The following is a 17376-nucleotide window of genomic DNA, read 5'->3' on the forward strand; positions in this document are numbered from 1 at the left end:
GATGGAATCATTTGTCGGGTTCTTACAAAGTTTTCTGGACTTGGGAGCAACGGTGATATTGCCGGTGGCAATCTTCCTTCTTGGACTTTTGTTCGGTCAAAAGCCTGGGAAGGCGTTCAGGTCAGGTTTAACCATCGGGGTGGCTTTCGTCGGAATTTTCCTGGTGGTTGACTTGCTGACACTGAATTTAGGACCGGCTGCACAGCAGATGGTTGACCGTTTGGGCGTGGATCTCAATGTCATTGATGTCGGGTGGCCGGCTACGTCATCGATTGCTTGGGCATCTGTAGTGGCTGCATTTATCATCCCGCTTGGTCTAGTTGTCAATGTTGTCATGCTGGTGACCAAGACGACGAAAACAATGAACGTGGATATTTGGAATTATTGGCACTATACATTTATGGCTGCTGTGGTATATACGGTTTCAGGAAGTGTCGTACAAGGACTGATTGCGGCTATCCTATTCCAGATTGTCTGCTTGAAAGTAGCCGATTGGACACAGCCGATGGTAGAGGACTTTTATGAAATGCCGGGTGTCACAGTGGCGACCGGAAGCACGATTTCCTATGCACCAGGTATCTTGATCGTAAAGCTGATTGAGAAGGTTCCGGGTTTGAACAAGATACATGCCGATCCAGAAACGATTCAAAAGAGATTTGGGATATTCGGAGACTCGATGGTAATCGGATTGCTATTAGGTGCAGCCATTGGTGCGCTGGCTGGATACGGAGTTGGGGACATCATCGAAATCGGTATGGCGATGGCGGCTGTCATGGTCTTGATGCCGCGTATGGTGAAAATCTTGATGGAGGGGCTGATGCCGGTATCGGAGTCTGCAAGGAACTGGCTCAGCAAGCGATTTGGAAACAGCGAAATCAATATCGGGCTGGATGCAGCTGTGCTATTGGGTCACCCTGCTGTCATCTCCACGGCTTTGATCCTGACGCCGATCACCGTACTATTGGCAGTCATCCTGCCAGGTAATGCTGTCCTGCCATTTGCGGATTTAGCTACGATACCTTTCATTGTTGCTTTCATCGTAGGAGCAGCCAAAGGGAACATCATCCATTCTGTCATTACCGGGACGATCATGATTGCCTTGTCTTTATATATGGCTACAGACATAGCCCCTATTTTCACGGAAATGACAACAAGCGCCGATATCGAGATGCCGGAAGGGTCCGCCATGGTTTCGAGTATCGACCAGGGGGGCAACTTAGTCAACTGGATCATTTGGAAGTTCTTCGCATTATTCAATTGATGGATTAGGAGGATCACTTCATGCAAGCATTGGTGAAAAAGCAGTTGGGGTATGGAAATCTCGTAGTAGAAGACAAACCAGAACCATTCCCAAAAGAGGATCAAGTGAAAATCAAGGTGACGTACGCAGGCATTTGCGGATCAGATATCCATACGTATGAAGGAAGCTATCGGGTAGCGGCTCCGGTTACGCTTGGGCATGAATTTGCCGGTGTCGTTGAAGAAGTGGGCGCAAATGTCACCGGTTTCAAGCCGGGAGACCGGGTGACATCCGAGACGACTTTTTATATATGCGGTGAGTGCGCGTATTGTCAGCAGAAGGATTATAACTTGTGCAACTATCGTAAAGGGCTTGGAACGCAGCAAGATGGAGGGTTTGCGAATTACGTTATTGCAAGAGCCGCAAGCATCCACAAAATCCCTGACAATGTCGATGACCAGTCAGCAGCGATGACAGAGGCACTTGCCTGCACACATCATGCAGCAGCCAAAACGACAATTCAACAAGGTGATATCGTCGTAGTGATCGGACCGGGTCCGATTGGCCTATTGACTGCGCAAGTAGCCAAAAGTAAAGGGGCGGCTGTCATCATTACCGGTCTATCTTCTGATAAAGTCCGCCTGGAGAAAGCAAAAGAGTTAAGTATCGATTATGTGGTCAATATCCAGGAAGAGTCACTGGAGGAACTTATTTCAAGATTGACAGGCGGTTATGGGGCCGATGTCGTCTTCGAATGTTCCGGAGCAGTCCCTGCGGCGCGTCAAGGATTGAAACTCCTGCGTAAGAAGGGGCAGTACGCGCAAGTAGGTTTGTTTGCGGAAGCTTCGGTACCATTTGATATGGAACAGGTCATCCAAAAGGAATTAAGGATCGTTGGGAGCAGAAGCCAAAAGCCTGCCGATTGGGAACCTTCCTTGAGCCTGATGGCAAGCGGTGCCGTCGATGCAGCCGCATTGGTCACCCACGTATTCAATATCACGGAATGGGAGCAGGCCTATCAGTCGATCAAATCTGGTGAAGCAATCAAAGTCCTTTTGACGCCAGTGAAAGAAGGGTGAGAAGCCGATGGAAAAAGAAAAATTAATCGAGGTAATCGATTATACGATGCTTGCTCCCACCGTATGCCTTTACGATTCTTTCGCCGCATAACATAAAAATCGGAGCGCCGATCGGTTTTTCGCTGGGTGGAGCCATGACGAGGGTCAAAGTAGAAGAAACGAAGGCAGCAATCGAGGACGGTGCATCCGAAATTGACATGCTGATCAACTTGGGAGCATTGAAGTCACGCGCATACGATGCTGTCTATCAGGATATTGATGCCGTAGTGAAAGCTGCCAATGGATTGACGACAAAAGTGATCATTGAAACAGCTCTCTTGGATGATACGGAAAAACGGAAAGCGACAGAAATTGTGATGGCTGCCGGAGCCAACTTCGTGAAGACTGCCACCGGCTTTAACGGTGGAGGTGCGACAGTGGAAGATATCGAACTTCTATCATCAATCGTACAAGGGAAAATCGGGATAAAAGCTGCTGGAGGCATTCGGACATATGACGATGCTGTCAAGATGATGCAAGCTGGAGCAACACGGATTGGTGCAAGTGGTGCTGTTGCCATCATCCATAACGAAAAATCGGATACGGATTACTAGTCTGGAGGGATAACATGGTAGAAATGATGCTTGACTTCATGCTTGGTTCCTTGAGGGGAGTGAGCGCTTTCTATTTTGAGCACCAGCTGATCTTTAATGGAATCATCATCGGCGTTGTATTATGGAGGCTGTTTACAGGCAAGAAATCGAAACAGACGTAAAGAGGTGTAGCATCGTGAAGACGCTGAATCTGTATGGAATAGAGGATATAAGATATGAAGAATCGCCTAAGCCAGTGGTTGAAACAGATCACGATGTCATTATAAAGGTGGAAGCTGCCGGCATATGCGGTTCTGATCTATCACGTTATAAAAAGCTTGGCCCCTATCGTCCAGGAATGACGTTCGGGCACGAATTTGCTGGCACTGTCGCAGAAGTCGGCGGCGGTGTCAGCAACGTCCAAGTTGGTGACAGAGTAGCTGCCTGCCCCACATATGCATGCGGAAAATGTGTACACTGCAAAAGTGGATCCCCGTCAAGATGTAAGGAACTGATGGTCATCGGATCAAAGATGCCGGGTGCATTCGCGGAGTATGTAAAGCTCCCTTCTGCCCATGTCATACCGCTTCCTCCTGAGGTGGATGTTGCGACGGCGGCTTTGATCGAACCTGCAGCGGTCGTGGCACATGGTTTTTATCTGACACAGATCAGGCCCGGCGCGACAGTTGCCGTAATGGGGGCAGGGAGTATCGGAATGTTTGCCATCCAATGGGCTAAAATATTCGGCGCCAAAACAGTCATTGCGATCGACATCGATAAGAAGAAATTGGATATTGCCTTAGAAGTAGGCGCTGATCATGTGATTGATGCAAGTTCCATACCGGCCCATGATGGGGTATTAGCATATTCGGATGGTGCAGGTGTCGACTTGGCTGTTGAATCGGCGGGATCACCAATAACTTCCGCGCAAGTATTGGCACTCCCGAAAAAGGGAGGGGAGGTTGTTTATCTTGGGATTCCATACGCTGATATAAATATTGAAAGAAATTATTTCGAAAAAATTGTCAGGAACGAACTGACGATTCATGGATCCTGGAATGCATTATCCGCTCCTTTTCCTGGCAAGGAATGGTTCAATACTATCCATTATATGAAAACTGGTCAAATAAACGGACGGAAAATGATCAGTCACCACATACCATTAAGTGAAGGTCCAGCAATGTTCAAACAGCTTACAGACCGAAGTATCGATGCGGTGAAAGTACTATTCCAGCCGTAAGAATTACAAGAAGATGCAGGTAGCTGTATCTTCTTTTTGTTGGCAAAACAGAGATATGTTTATTTATTTTCATGCCGGGAACATAAAAAACATGCAACACTTCAACAAGATATAGGAGGTATGACAACATGCTAGCACACAAAATTGAAACCTTCCAAAACGAGAATGATGTGGTTGTAAGGGTAAATGAATTGAAATCAAAAGGAATTCAAGAAAACAACGTAACGGTGATCACCGATAAGAAACCTGAATCGTCCATTTTGGCTGACCGGCTGCGTGTGAATTACAAAGAAGCGAAGGGTTCCTTCGGCGATAAAGTATCTGCTTTGTTTTCCGGAGATGATCCAGAAGAGAAAACATTACAGAAATTGAATTTGAATCAAACAGAAACAGATCGATATGTAGATGAATTGAAAAACGGAAAAATTCTATTATTTGTAGACCCTTCCGCCAGAGAAAAATTGCAGTCAGAAGCTAACGCAAATAATAAGGCCCTCTCACCAGCAGAAAAGAATCGCCCGGTGACTGGAGCAGGTAACGCGCAACCTGGCACTACAGCTTCTGCTGATCAGAATCTGTACTCATCAAAAGACGATACACGAAGAGCGGGTGGAGATCGCCAAGCAATCGAAGCACGCAATACACAGCCTGGCAACAAGGACAATCCAAAAACTTCTCAGACAGAACAAATGGAATTACATGAAGAGGTAGTGGATGTGGATACTAATTCGGTGAAATCCGGCGCAGTAGATGTAGAAAAACGCACGGTGACTGATCAGGAGGAATTTGACGTTCCAGTTACGAATCAGGAAGTAAATATCGAGCGTCGTCCAGTGAATAAAGTGAGTGAACCTGATAAAAATACAGGAGCATATGCGGAAAAAGACGGCATCCATGTCCCGGTTTATGAAGAAAAAGTGGATGTTAATAAGAAGGATATCGTCAAAGAAGAAATCGTCGTCAATAAGAAAGATGTAAATGATAATGTTCATGTAAACGAGAAAGTAAGACGAGAAGAAGCAGAGATCAAAGACAGTACAAAAAATAATAAAGATTTGAAGTAAGGAAAACCTCACCGTTGATTTGCGGTGAGGTTTCTGTTTGTTATCGATTCAAATCGCTTAATCCGCTGCTATGCTCGTTCGGCAGATCCGGTAATTCCGGTACAGGGAAACCTGCTGGCGGCTGGGAAACACTAAATTCGCCGCCATTTCGACTAGGAACCGTGCCTTGGATAATTTCAGCGATGCGGGTCTGGTCAAGACGGAAATTGAATTGGGTATTATGAAAGCCCATGTCGACGAATTTTTTGCATTCCGGATATTTATTGATATCGTAATTTGGAATCGGGAAGGTTTTGCCCCAATCGACTCCCAGTGTTTCCAATGCTTTGGCAAAAGCATTTTGATGGGCGTTGTCACGGACGATGAGGAAACCTAGCGTTTCCCGGAATGTGGCATTGGAGCTCATCTCATAAATACGTGTCTTTTGCAGCACTCCTGTTGATTCGAGAACGACGTTATTTAACAAGTCGGCGATAAGATTTCCATGGTTGTAGACCCAGGAGCCATTCCACGGATTGCCTGATGCATCGAATGGGATGGAAGACTGGGCACCGATTATATAGTGGTGAGGATTCACGTTTGGTGTATCCTCGATCGGACCGGAAAGTGGGGCTCCATTAGGCGCAGTATTTCCCGCTCCGCCTTCACCGGACTCATCGAGCAAGGCATTGATGGTATTCTGTACCAACTCTACATGCGCAATCTCTTCCAGGAAGATTCCGCGCAAAAGATCGCGGAACTGTTTCTCTTTCCCCCGGAAATTGGAGCTTTGAAAGAAGAATTGCATCATAGTGCGCATTTCCCCATAATGACCGCCTAGGATTTCTTGCAGTACTTTCGCAGCAGCAGGATCCGGCTTATCTGGTTTAATGATATTGATTAATTCCTCTTTATAATAATACATCTAATTGCACCCCATTTTTTTGATTTACCTCTAGTGTTTGTCGCCAAGAATTTACTTATTCATCTACACTTAGGAAAATGGTATTATTTTTTTTCTCTTTCGCTTGTTCATTGTGGATAAGCCCAATAAAAGACGCTATAGTAAAAAGTGTCTATTTAGTAAAAAAAGAAATAAGGAGCAGAGAAATGCTATATCAACAGGAATTACATCAGCATTTTTTAAAAAATATAGATGAAATCGTAGAGAAGTGGTATGCAGCTGCTGACAAGACAAGCGGTGTGTATGCTGTTGGTGACCCGGAAGTGATAGCAAGATTGAAAGATCAGAATAGAGGGTTTCATAGACAATTTTGTGAAGTGTTAAATCAAGATTCGAACGCGTCTTGTGAAGCATTCGAGGATTGGATTGCATCCATTGCCAAGGATGACCGTCATCTTGATACTCCGATCGATGCAATCATTAATGAATTTTACCGTAATCAGGCTTTGTATCTGGAGCTGCTGCGTGACTTCTGTAAAGAAAAGAATGTGGATGCGCAAACGGCACTTGATTATTACGAGAAAATAACCGATTCCTTTAACCAAGTGATTGTGTGGTTCATTCGTGAAAACGCCAAACAATCTGAATTTAAATTGCAGGCACAGCAGGAAATGATCTTGGAGCTGAGTACGCCGGTCATTTCCTTGACTCCAAATGTGGCGCTGCTGCCGCTTGTAGGTGAAATCGATACGAATCGGGCCCAGTTCATGATGGATAATGTTCTCCATAGCTGTGCTACGCTTGAGGTCGATCATCTGTTCATCGATATGTCTGGTGTTGTCGTCATCGATACATTGGTAGCCCAGCGAATTTTTTCCATCATCGAAGCCTTGAAGCTGCTTGGTGTCGAAACGATCCTCTCGGGCATGCGACCTGAAATCGCACAAACGTCCACTCAGCTAGGTATACCACTTCATAAGCTAAAGACAACGAGTTCCTTGAAAAATGCGGTAGAGAAAATCATGCTGGCAAGATAGATGACACGGAAGGAAGAGCTTAGGAGGTCTTCTTTTCTTTTTCGACAGGATTCGACTTAATTCATATTTTTTGCCCAAGGTAGTACAATAGGATGTGTGTAGTAAAAACTATCAACTATCGGAGGGGTTACATATGAGTAAAGTAGCAATCATCACAGGGGCAGGCAGCGGTTTGGGACAGCGACAGCCATCCGACTTGCTGAAGAAGGCGTAAATATCGCAGTAGTTGACGTTAGTGAAAAAGGAGCTGGCGAGACGGTCGAATTGGTAAAAAAAGCTGGAGCAGAAGCAATTTTCATTCAAGCTGATGTGTCCAAAGAGGCTGACGTCAAAAATTATGTGAATAAAACACTGGAGCAATTCGGCGCTATTGATTATTTCTTCAATAATGCTGGTATCTCAGGCAGCGGAAAATATTTCTTGGAATCCGATGTTGCGGAAATCGAACGCATCGTTGGCATCAATTTGTTGGGTGCGCTTTATGGTGTCCGCTATGTTGCAGAAGTAATGGTGAAAAACGGAGGAGGCTCCATCGTTAATACTTCCTCCAGCGCAGGTGTGATCGGTCAGGACTCTGTTGTCACTTATGCAGCGACAAAACATGCGATTGTCGGAATGACGAAAAGCCTGGTTGCTGAATATGCAAAAGATGGTCTTCGTGTAAATGCAATTGCGCCAGGACCTACTGAAACAAAGATGGTAGCTGAGTTTTATGCTGCCAATCCAAAAATGAAAGAAAATGCAACTGGCGGTATTCCGCAGAAACGTCTTGGAACGCCGGAAGAAGTAGCGGAGCTTGTTACCTTTTTGCTAACTTCAAAAGCGCAATACATCAATGGGGAAGTAATCCGCATCGATGGCGGATTCACGAATACGAAATAAACATGAAAGAAGCCGCCTTCCTTAAAGCGAGGCGGCTTCTTTGTATAACAAAAACGCCGGATATGCCTTGCGGCAATCCGGCGTTTTTCAAGCAATTAACGGGAGTAGAACTCAACGATAAGTGCTTCGTTGATTTCAGCTGGAAGCTCAGAACGCTCTGGGTAACGAGAGTAAGTTCCTTGCAAGCTGTTTGCATCGAAAGTCACGTAATCTGGAACGAAGTTATTCGCTTCAACAGATGTAGTGATGATGTCAAGTTTAAGGGATTTTTCACGAACACCGATAACTTGACCAGGTTTTACGCGGTAAGATGGGATATCTACGCGTTTACCGTCTACAGTGATGTGGCCGTGGCCAACGATCTGACGAGCTTGTCTGCGAGTGCGAGCCAAGCCTAGACGGTATACAAGGTTATCAAGACGAGATTCAAGAAGGATCATGAAGTTCTCACCATGGATACCTTTCATTTTACCAGCTTCCTCGAATGCACGACGGAATTGGCGCTCGTTCATGTTGTACATGTAACGAAGTTTTTGTTTCTCAGCTTGCTGCAAACCGTATTCGGATTGCTTTCTGCGTTGGTTTGGACCGTGTTGTCCTGGTGGGTAAGGGCGTTTGTCAAGCTCTTTACCTGTTCCGCTTAGGGAGATACCAAGACGACGGGATTTTTTCCATAATGGACCTGTATAACGTGCCATGGATAAATTCCACCTTTATTATTTTATTTGCATAAAATAAAAACAGAGTGCTCTCGAGTCATTTGCCGATTATGTTTTCATGTACCATCGCTCCGACAGCAGAGAGTTACACGATACACCTTCTGAAACAAGGAGAAACGGGTATGCGTTTCTTTATATCGCCTTGCCAAGAAAGGAACAAAATCAGACAAATGGGAGTTCACATAGGCCGCCATTTATTTTACACAAAGAGTATTATAAGCTTTTTGATTGCTGGAAGTCAAGCTAAATCGGAAAAGGAGATCATGAGTATCTCGAAGTAAGTAAATAGAACTAGGATAATCATTGAGAATTGAGTCTATTATCTTATATAATAGAATAAAAATACCAAAATGTAAGGTGAGATGCACATGGAGCGGCTAATTCACAGCAATCTTAAACAAGCAAAGCTATATTTCTACCAGCTCCTTGTATCGGGAGAAAACTATAGTTACAGGGAGATACTTGCACTTATGACGGATAAGATGAAGAATCTCCTGAAGGCAGACAGTGTTGCGCTGTTCGTCTATGATGAGTGGCAGCAGCGTTTGGAGCGCATTAGTTATGCCGGTCCCAGGCAGAGTGGTTTTCATTTGTCTGTCAGCTATGATCCCAAGCATCGTTGTATGCCAGCCTTGTTAAGGGATGTTCCGCGGGCACTGGACAGGATATTGCCATTGCAGAAGGCGGATGAGCATGTCATCGGGTTCCTTTATATTGGGGGCGGCGGGAGAATGATCCCTGATTGCAGAGAGCTGGCTTTTGAAATCGGTAATTTCATTACTCACCTCATTCGATTGCAGCAGACGAAAGAAAACGAGCAGCATGCCATCCAATTATATGAAGCAACAACGAATCTGCATGCTTCCATCGATATGCATGATGTACTGACTGTTCTGATCAAGACACTGCAGCAAACTTATCCCCAATTCACGTATGCGCTTTTGCTCGCCCAAGATTACCATGGAGACACGGATTTGCCGATTAAGAATCTCGTATATGATTACTCTGTCCATGAGGCCAGTACGAAAGCTTATATGACAGGTGAAGTGCAAGTGGAAGTTGGTGCAGAGGGAAAAGTAATCAATCGTTATGTACCGCTGAATGGTAAACAAGGAATCTATGGTGTATTGCATGTATCACTTCCTTTTGGGTTGCAATATACAAAAGCAGATCAAAGCTTCATCACGAAGTTGGCTGATTCGGCGGGTAACGCACTTGAAAACGCACGGCTGTATCAGCATTCCAAGAAGCTGATCAGCGATCTGCAGCTCCTTAATGAAACATCAAAGAAAATGAATGCCAACTTGCGTCTGTCGGATACCATCACGTTGATGCATCAGCAGATCAGGGATACTTTCGGCGGGGAAGAAATAGGTTTCATCTTATATAAAGGGAATCAAGATGTCGGTACCACTCTGGCAGGCAGCACGGAATTCTTCTTTGATGAAAAATCCAAGCCTTTCCTGGAATTCGTCGGGCGTCATTACCGGGATAAATACGGGGAAGCGATGTTTATCAGCAATTTTCAGGAACGATATCCGGAGATACGGCTGTCTTATCGATCCTTGTTAGTATTTCCTATGGTCAGGTCGGAGCAGCTGCGCGGTGTCGTGGTTGTCCTGCATCGAAATCCCAGCTTCTTCACCTTCGAATCTTTTCGGCTTATCGAATCGCTTGTGCAGCATTCGTCCTTATCAATTGTCAATTCCATGCTGCAAGAGAGACTGGAAAAATTAGTGATAACGGATTATCTAACCAATCTTTATTCCAGAAGTTATTTGGATGAACGGATGCGTGAACATATCCTCGGAGATACCAAAGGAGGCTTCATTCTGATTGATATTGATGATTTCAAAAAAGTGAATGATACATATGGCCATAATACTGGTGATTATTTACTGATCCAAGTATCCAATCTTGTCAAAGATATGATCGGTCCCGCTGATATAGCAGCAAGATGGGGCGGAGAAGAACTGGCAATTTATTTGCCGCATGCTTCTTTTGAGGAGACCATCGAAAAGGCAGAGCAAATCGTAAAAAGCATCGGCGGATCGACACGTCCTGCAGTGACGGTTTCTTGCGGGGTATCCACATGGACAGAAGCGGATCGTCCATCCGTTCAACATCTATTCTCCAGGGCGGACCGCAAGTTATACGATGCCAAACGACTTGGAAAAAATAGATTCTGTATATAGAAAAGAAAAGACAGCTTCCGATCGGAAGCTGTCTTCTTATTTAGTCAAATGTTTGACGAGGATTCCAACGAATTGTTCCAGATATTTCTGATCAGTTTCGTCGAATCGATTTTTGGAAGGGCTATCGATATCAAGCACTCCGTAGGATTTGCCATTTACGACGATCGGAACAACGATCTCGGATTGGCTTGCTGCGTCACATGCAATGTGACCAGGGAACTGATGGACATCGGCCACAAGCTGTGTTTTATTTTCTGCGACAGCTGTACCGCATACGCCTTTTCCGATTTTGATGCGCACGCAGGCAGGGAGGCCTTGGAATGGTCCGAGAATCAGTTCCTCTCCTTTATGAAGATAAAAACCAACCCAGTTCACATCATCCAGGAATTGGTTCAAGAGAGCGGAAGCATTAGCCAAATGAGCGATTTCATCCTCTTCTCCTGTAAGCAATGCATCAAGCTGTTTCACGAGCAATTCATAATCTTTTTCACGGGAACCGCTATAAGCCGTTGTTTCGAACATTTTCATTTCCCCCATATAATGATTTTCTGTAATTCGACAGAAGGCGCGATATTTGGCGAGCGAAAGATGCAGGATAGCAGCAGTCGCCGTCGTATACAACAAGTAAAGGAGCTGAGAAGATTGAAAAAAAATGACACGAAACAGAAAGTGATGGACGCCGCTTGTCAATTGTTCTACACAAAAGGCTACCATGGGACATCAGTCCGCGATATTGCGGGAAAAGCTTCGGTCAATGTCTCCTTGATCAACTATTATTATAAAAGCAAGCAAGGACTTCTGGAAGCATCCGTTGTGCTGTATTACGAAGAATATCTTGCTGTACTGGAAAAAACGGCCCAAAATCGCGGGCAAGAGTCTTCCGGTATCTATCTGAAGCAATTAATTGAAGCAATTATACATTATAAACTCTCGCAGAATCAATTCACGGCTTTCATACAACGGGAGCTTATGCTCGATTCCGTATTCGTCCGGGAAATGGCAGTGACGTATTTGGCTAAAGAGAGCCATACGCTGAAGCAGGCCTTCAGGGATTACTTGGATACAATCGGGATACGGGAACGCGAAGGCGTCTATCTATATATGCAATTGTCAGGCATGTTGTCTGCCCCATTCACGATGAGCAAGGAAATGAAAGGAATGCTGCTGACAGAAGAGTCGCGGCACTATTTCTGCAGCATGTATACGTCAAGCATCCACCATTGGATCGATACGCTTGCCACAGTTTCCCCGGCCGCATTAAGGGCGGTATCAGCCAATTGACACATAACAGAGGGAAAAACATGGAAAATACCTGAGAAATTTGAAAAAATTTAGCCATATTTGCGGTTTACATGGTATCATATTAGTATTAAAAATAGATAACGATTATTAGGGTATTACTCCTTTTTCCCGAGTATTGGTTAGGAGGCTGGACATTGCTGTACATCGTCGGAGGAATTATTCTAATCATCGCCTTGATCATCTTGGGCCTGATTATGAGAAAGCGAGTTTATGATGAAGTTGACCGGCTTGAAAGCTGGAAAATGGATATAGCGAACCGCAATGTATCGGAAGAATTAGCGAAAGTGAAAGCGTTGAACCTGTCTGGAGAAACACAGGAAAAATTCGAATCATGGAAGGAACGCTGGGATCATATCGTGACGAAAGAGCTTCCGGATACAGAAGAGGCTCTTTTTGATGCGGAGGAGGGTGCCGACCGCTATCGTTTCAAGAAAGCGAAGCAGCATCTGCAGCAAGTGGAAGTCACGCTTTCCAGGATAGAGGATAAGATTGAAGGTATGTTCCGCGAACTGGACGAACTGCTTGCTTCCGAAGAAGAAGCTCGCGAACAAGCTGAAGCTTTGCAGCCTGCTTTGCAGGCACTCAAGCGCACCATATCACAGCATCGTCATCAATACGGAAAAGCAGATGTCCGCTTTGAAACGGCAATCGCCGAGCAGAGCACACAGCTTGCTGCCTATCATTCACTCATCGAATCCGGCAACTATTTCGAAGCTAACCAGCTCATCACGGATGTGAAGGCGAAGACGGAATCGCTGGAAGCAGAGATTGAGGCTTTCCCTCAAGCATATAAGCAGGTTAAGCAAGATCTGCCAGCACAGGTGACGGATTTATTGGGCGGCATCCGCGAGATGAAGCAGGACGGTTACCGTATCCATCACCTTGGCTTCGAAGATGAGCTGAAAGCAGAGAAGGAAAGATTGCATCAGCTTATCAAACAGCTGGAAGCTGGGGATGCAGAAGAGATAACATTATACATTCCTACCTTGGAGAACCGTATGAAGGAAATGTATCAGCTGCTAGAAAATGAAGCCATTGCCAAGAATTATGTCGATTCCAAATTCGAGCAATATGTCCAAGCTGTCGAAAAGAAGACAGAGGCATATATCAAGACAAAAGAGGAGATCGATTTGCTTCGGGAATCATATTTCTTCACGGATAACGATGTGGAATTCCATTTGAAGCTTGAGTCGAAGATTTCCAGGCTTGTCAAACAGCTCGAAGCGCTGCAGCAGGAGGTCGATGATGATCGTGTGTCCCATGCGAAACTCAAGGAAGAACTGGAAGCTGGATTCCGTGAATTGAGCGCCATTGAGGAAGAGCATGAAGTAATCCGCGAAAAGATCAAGACATTGCGAAAAGATGAACTGGAAGCGAAAGAGAAAATTGCTGATATGCGGCAGAAGCTCTACGATGTAAATCGAAAGCTGCAAAAGAGCAATATTCCAGGTGTACCACAGGAACTGTGGAAGATGGTGGAAGATAGTCAGGAGAAAACTTCCCTTACAATGGAGGTGCTTGAAGCACATCCGCTCGATATGGCTGAGGTTCGGACGCATCTGCAGCAGGCAGAGGAAATCAGCAATGGCGCTATCGAGCAAATCGAACATTTGCTCGAGCAGGCTTATCTGGCGGAAGTTGTGATTCAGTACTCCAATCGATATCGCCGTCAATATCCGATTCTTGCAGCGGAAATGGCAGAAGCGGAGAAGTTATTCCGTGAATATCAATATGAACAAGCTTTGGAGCGGGCCGCACGCGCTTTGCAGGATATAGAACCAAAGGCGCTGGAACGCTTGGAAAAACATATTAAGATTCCTAGCTGATACATAAAGCAATCCCTTGCCACTTGCGAGGGATTGCTTTATTTTAGTAAAAGACAGTTTGAACAGAGGGAGACGGACAAATGATCTACTTTGACAATAGTGCAACAACGAAACCGCACCCTGATGTACTTGCCAGTTACACAGAAGCAGCACAAACGTATTTCGCCAACCCTTCCTCCCTGCATCGCTTGGGTGGAAGTGCCGAACAGCTGCTCACCGCATGCCGTAAACAGGCTGCCCAGCTGCTTCATGTCGGGGAGGATGAGATTCTCTTCACTTCCGGGGGCACAGAAGGGAATAACCTTGCAATCAAAGGAACGGCCTATCGGAAAAAGCGGTTAGGGAATCATATCATCACGACAGCAGTAGAGCATCCTTCTGTCCTGGAAACATGTGCAGAATTGGAAAGCCAAGGGTTTAAGGTGACATATGTGGATGTGGATATGTACGGCTATGTGGCACCTGAAAAAATAAAAGCAGCCATAACAGATGAAACTATCCTTGTCAGTGTGATGCATGTAAATAATGAGCTTGGTACCATCCAGCCGATCAAGACAATCGGTCAGATGCTGACAGCACATCCTAAAATCACTTATCATGTAGATGGTGTACAAGGAGCTGGAAAAGTGGCGCTCGATATCAAGGAGAGTCATATTCACCTTTATACGCTATCGGCTCATAAATTCCATGGCGTGAAAGGGAGCGGCATCCTGTATAAGGATGAGAATACACATATCGCAGCCCAGTTATCTGGAGGAGGTCAGGAACAGGCACTGCGTTCCGGAACCGAAAATGTACCCGGTATTACAGCTATGGTAAAAGCCCTGCGATTGGCAATGGAAGAACTGCGAAATCATCCTGCCAAGCTTTTCGAACTAAAGGAAAAGCTTTTGGGTGGATTGGAGAAAATGGATGGCGTCATTGTGCATTCCCCGCCTGCAGGAGCTCCGCATATCGTGAATTTCTCGGTCCCGGGGCTAAAACCTGAAGTGCTCGTCCATGCACTTGGCGAAAAAGATATCTACGTATCGACCAAATCCGCTTGTTCTTCAAAGAATAGTGATGCAAGCGCCGTCCTGCTCGCTTGCGGAGTGCCGGATGCTCAAGCAGAATCTGCTATCCGGGTGAGCTTTTCTTACGAAAACACACAGGCAGAAGTGGACTATTTCCTGCAGATTCTAAAAGAAACATTAACCCATTTAAAGAAAGTGATGAGATAAACTTATGCAGTATGATCATATATTGATTCGTTACGGAGAAATGGCGCTTAAGGGCAAGAATCGGAAGCATTTCACCAAACAGCTTGAATTTAACGTCAAAGATCAAATTAGACCTTACCGAAAAGCCAAAGTGGAACGTACGCGCGACCGGATGTACATCCATCTTCACGGGGAAGATCATGAACCAATAGTGGAAGCATGCCGTCATATATTCGGCATTCACAGCTTCAGCCTGGCAATCCGTACTGAAAATGAGGAGCTGGCAATCAAACAAGCAGCTTTGCAGCTATTGCTTGATAATCCGATAGGCACCAGTTTTAAAATATCTTGCCGCCGGACAAATAAACAGTTTCCGATCGACTCGCAGGAGATGAACCAGCGTATCGGTGCGTATGTGCTGCAAAACAGTGAAGGTTATCCTGTCGATGTCCGGAATCCGGGTGTCGACATCATGGTGGAAATTAGAGAACGTGCAACATATGTAACCGGCCAGAAAATAAAGGGTCCGGGCGGCTTGCCGGCCGGCAGCTCAGGAAAGACACTTTTGATGCTTTCGGGCGGGATTGACAGCCCTGTCGCTGGCTATTTGGCAATGAAGCGCGGGGTGGAGATAGAAGCGATCCATTTCCATTCCCCGCCTTACACAAATGAGCGCGCAAAACAGAAAGTGATTGACTTGGCACATACTTTGTCCAAGTTCGGTGCCAAAGTGAAGATCCATGTGGTGCCATTCACGGAATTGCAAGTGAAGGTGCATCAGGAAATTCCTTTCGGCTACAGCATGACGGTCATGCGTCGGATGATGATGCGGATAAGTGAACGAATTGCCAAAAGACAAGGCATCTTATCGCTGACTACAGGCGAAAGCCTTGGTCAGGTGGCAAGTCAAACAATGGAAAGCATGCACACAATCAATGAAGTGACAAACTATCCGGTGCTGCGTCCGCTGATCACAATGGACAAGTCGGATATCATCGAAATTTCAAAACAAATCGATACGTATGATATTTCGACGCGTCCATACGATGACTGCTGCACGGTATTCGTTCCGGAAGCGCCTAAAACAAGGCCGCGGCGTGAAAAAGTCCACTTGTATGAAGGGACAATCGATTTCTCTGCCGAGTTCGAACGGGCAATCGAAGGAACAGAGATCATCACAGCATCTCCCGCTGCTGAAAACGCGGCTCCATTCGCTGATTTATTGTAAGAACTTCCCATGAGATTTTTTTGTATGGTAACCTCCTTGTCGGCACATGCTACATGTACAAGGAGGTGACATACAATGGCTAACAACAACTCAAGCAACCAGCTAGTTGTACCTCAAGCGCAACAAGCTCTAGATCAAATGAAATTCGAAATCGCACAAGAATTCGGTGTACAGCTTGGCGGAAACGAAACTTCTCGTGCCAACGGTTCTGTTGGAGGAGAAATCACAAAACGTCTTGTTCGTACAGCACAAGAGCAATTAAGCAGATAATTTCATAAGTATGGCATGAAGGGGCAGCATAGGCTGCTCCTTTTCTGTGTAAAAACGAAAGAAAAAGCTTATCCTATCGTAGAAGGAGGCGTAGAAGAAATGTGGATAGCCATCAGCATCGCGATAGTTGTGCTGCTATTATTTTTAGTGGTATTGACTGCTAAAGTAACGTTTCAAATTCATTATGCTACTCCTGAATGGAACATCCAAATTCGGGTTTTCGGCATCCTTATACGTAAATGGCAAATGAAGCAGAATTCTTCCATAGAGCCTTCTTCTTCCAAGGATTTGAAGCAGCAGCTTGTCGATATATTTGCTGATTTACAAAAAATCAGTCATTCCTTTCCATACCTGCTTAGAATCACCAGGAATGCCGAGCTTCAGCAATTACGTTGGCATACAATGATCGGCATGTCTGATGCAGCTTCTGCCGGTGCGCTCGTCGGCTTTGTTTGGACAATCAAGGGGATTGCCAATCAGGTCATCCGATCGAATTTCCGGACAGCGGAGCCTTTTGATATCCAAGTACAGCCGATATTCAATACTTTCCTTTTCAATACCAGCTTTCAGTGCATAGTGTCCATTCGTACAGGGAAAGCTATGCAGGCTATTATATCCAATGCCAGAGAAAGATAGGAGG

Annotated in this window: 17 protein-coding genes and 1 pseudogene; 15 read left to right on the plus strand and 3 right to left on the minus strand. The window is 45.3% G+C overall.

Annotation, left to right across the window (positions count from 1 at the left end; translation table 11 throughout):
• Window position 1 precedes the first annotated feature (1 nt).
• The 6 genes from BLQ53_RS15205 (at window position 2) to BLQ53_RS15225 (ending at window position 5195) form a co-directional block, all read left to right on the plus strand.
• Window positions 2-1261 carry a galactitol-specific PTS transporter subunit IIC gene (locus BLQ53_RS15205; RefSeq protein ID WP_093728165.1) on the plus strand — a complete coding sequence of 420 codons (1260 nt, stop codon included), beginning with the start codon at window positions 2-4 and terminating at the stop codon, window positions 1259-1261.
• Window positions 1262-1281: 20 nt separating this feature from the next.
• Window positions 1282-2319: a zinc-binding dehydrogenase gene (locus BLQ53_RS15210; RefSeq protein ID WP_093728166.1), complete on the plus strand. Its 1038-nt coding sequence runs from the start codon at window positions 1282-1284 to the stop codon at window positions 2317-2319.
• A gap of 50 nt (window positions 2320-2369) precedes the next feature.
• Window positions 2370-2912, plus strand: coding sequence for a deoxyribose-phosphate aldolase (deoC, locus tag BLQ53_RS15215; RefSeq protein ID WP_244499363.1), 543 nt, complete (start codon window positions 2370-2372; stop codon window positions 2910-2912).
• A 14-nt stretch (window positions 2913-2926) separates the two neighbouring features.
• Window positions 2927-3073: a hypothetical protein gene (locus tag BLQ53_RS19000; protein ID WP_170829726.1), complete on the plus strand. Its 147-nt coding sequence runs from the start codon at window positions 2927-2929 to the stop codon at window positions 3071-3073.
• A 14-nt stretch (window positions 3074-3087) separates the two neighbouring features.
• Window positions 3088-4131: a galactitol-1-phosphate 5-dehydrogenase gene (locus BLQ53_RS15220; RefSeq protein WP_093728167.1), complete on the plus strand. Its 1044-nt coding sequence runs from the start codon at window positions 3088-3090 to the stop codon at window positions 4129-4131.
• A gap of 128 nt (window positions 4132-4259) precedes the next feature.
• Entirely contained in the window at window positions 4260-5195 is a 936-nt protein-coding gene (locus BLQ53_RS15225) for a DUF2382 domain-containing protein (protein ID WP_093728168.1), read from the plus strand.
• 40 nt (window positions 5196-5235) lie between these two features.
• Here the strand turns inward: BLQ53_RS15225 and BLQ53_RS15230 are convergent, their stop codons facing one another.
• The gene (locus tag BLQ53_RS15230; protein WP_093728169.1) at window positions 5236-6099 is read right to left on the minus strand and encodes a manganese catalase family protein; all 864 of its coding nucleotides are present in this window, start codon (window positions 6097-6099) and stop codon (window positions 5236-5238) included.
• Window positions 6100-6284: 185 nt separating this feature from the next.
• Here BLQ53_RS15230 and BLQ53_RS19330 point away from each other — a divergent pair, with 185 nt between their 5' ends.
• On the plus strand, window positions 6285-7115 hold the full coding sequence (locus tag BLQ53_RS19330) for an STAS domain-containing protein (RefSeq protein ID WP_170829727.1): 831 nt from the start codon (window positions 6285-6287) through the stop codon (window positions 7113-7115).
• 133 nt (window positions 7116-7248) lie between these two features.
• Window positions 7249-7997, plus strand: a pseudogene (locus BLQ53_RS15240) (SDR family NAD(P)-dependent oxidoreductase).
• A 95-nt stretch (window positions 7998-8092) separates the two neighbouring features.
• Here BLQ53_RS15240 and rpsD read toward each other — a convergent pair.
• Complete coding sequence (rpsD, locus tag BLQ53_RS15245) at window positions 8093-8695, minus strand: 30S ribosomal protein S4 (RefSeq protein WP_093728171.1); 603 nt, start codon at window positions 8693-8695, stop codon at window positions 8093-8095.
• A gap of 389 nt (window positions 8696-9084) precedes the next feature.
• Between rpsD and BLQ53_RS15250 the strand changes: the two genes are divergently transcribed.
• On the plus strand, window positions 9085-10911 hold the full coding sequence (locus BLQ53_RS15250; RefSeq protein ID WP_170829728.1) for a diguanylate cyclase domain-containing protein: 1827 nt from the start codon (window positions 9085-9087) through the stop codon (window positions 10909-10911).
• A 36-nt stretch (window positions 10912-10947) separates the two neighbouring features.
• Here the strand turns inward: BLQ53_RS15250 and BLQ53_RS15255 are convergent, their stop codons facing one another.
• Window positions 10948-11433, minus strand: coding sequence for a GAF domain-containing protein (locus BLQ53_RS15255; protein ID WP_093728173.1), 486 nt, complete (start codon window positions 11431-11433; stop codon window positions 10948-10950).
• Between the two features lie 120 nt (window positions 11434-11553).
• Here BLQ53_RS15255 and refZ point away from each other — a divergent pair, with 120 nt between their 5' ends.
• The 6 genes from refZ to BLQ53_RS15285 all read left to right on the plus strand — a co-directional run bounded on the left by refZ (window position 11554) and on the right by BLQ53_RS15285 (window position 17372).
• Entirely contained in the window at window positions 11554-12192 is a 639-nt protein-coding gene (gene refZ / locus BLQ53_RS15260) for a forespore capture DNA-binding protein RefZ (protein ID WP_093728174.1), read from the plus strand.
• 155 nt (window positions 12193-12347) lie between these two features.
• Entirely contained in the window at window positions 12348-14039 is a 1692-nt protein-coding gene (gene ezrA, locus BLQ53_RS15265; protein ID WP_093728175.1) for a septation ring formation regulator EzrA, read from the plus strand.
• Between the two features lie 80 nt (window positions 14040-14119).
• Complete coding sequence (locus BLQ53_RS15270; protein ID WP_093728176.1) at window positions 14120-15259, plus strand: cysteine desulfurase family protein; 1140 nt, start codon at window positions 14120-14122, stop codon at window positions 15257-15259.
• 4 nt (window positions 15260-15263) lie between these two features.
• Window positions 15264-16466: a tRNA uracil 4-sulfurtransferase ThiI gene (gene thiI, locus BLQ53_RS15275; RefSeq protein ID WP_093728177.1), complete on the plus strand. Its 1203-nt coding sequence runs from the start codon at window positions 15264-15266 to the stop codon at window positions 16464-16466.
• 75 nt (window positions 16467-16541) lie between these two features.
• Window positions 16542-16736 carry an alpha/beta-type small acid-soluble spore protein gene (locus tag BLQ53_RS15280; RefSeq protein ID WP_093728178.1) on the plus strand — a complete coding sequence of 65 codons (195 nt, stop codon included), beginning with the start codon at window positions 16542-16544 and terminating at the stop codon, window positions 16734-16736.
• 99 nt (window positions 16737-16835) lie between these two features.
• Window positions 16836-17372, plus strand: a complete 537-nt coding sequence (locus BLQ53_RS15285) for a DUF2953 domain-containing protein (RefSeq protein ID WP_170829729.1) — start codon at window positions 16836-16838, stop codon at window positions 17370-17372.
• The last annotated feature ends 4 nt before the right edge of the window (window positions 17373-17376 follow it).

This window comes from Terribacillus halophilus (assembly GCF_900101385.1).
In the GTDB taxonomy this organism is placed as follows: Bacteria; Bacillota; Bacilli; order Bacillales; family Amphibacillaceae; genus Terribacillus; species Terribacillus halophilus.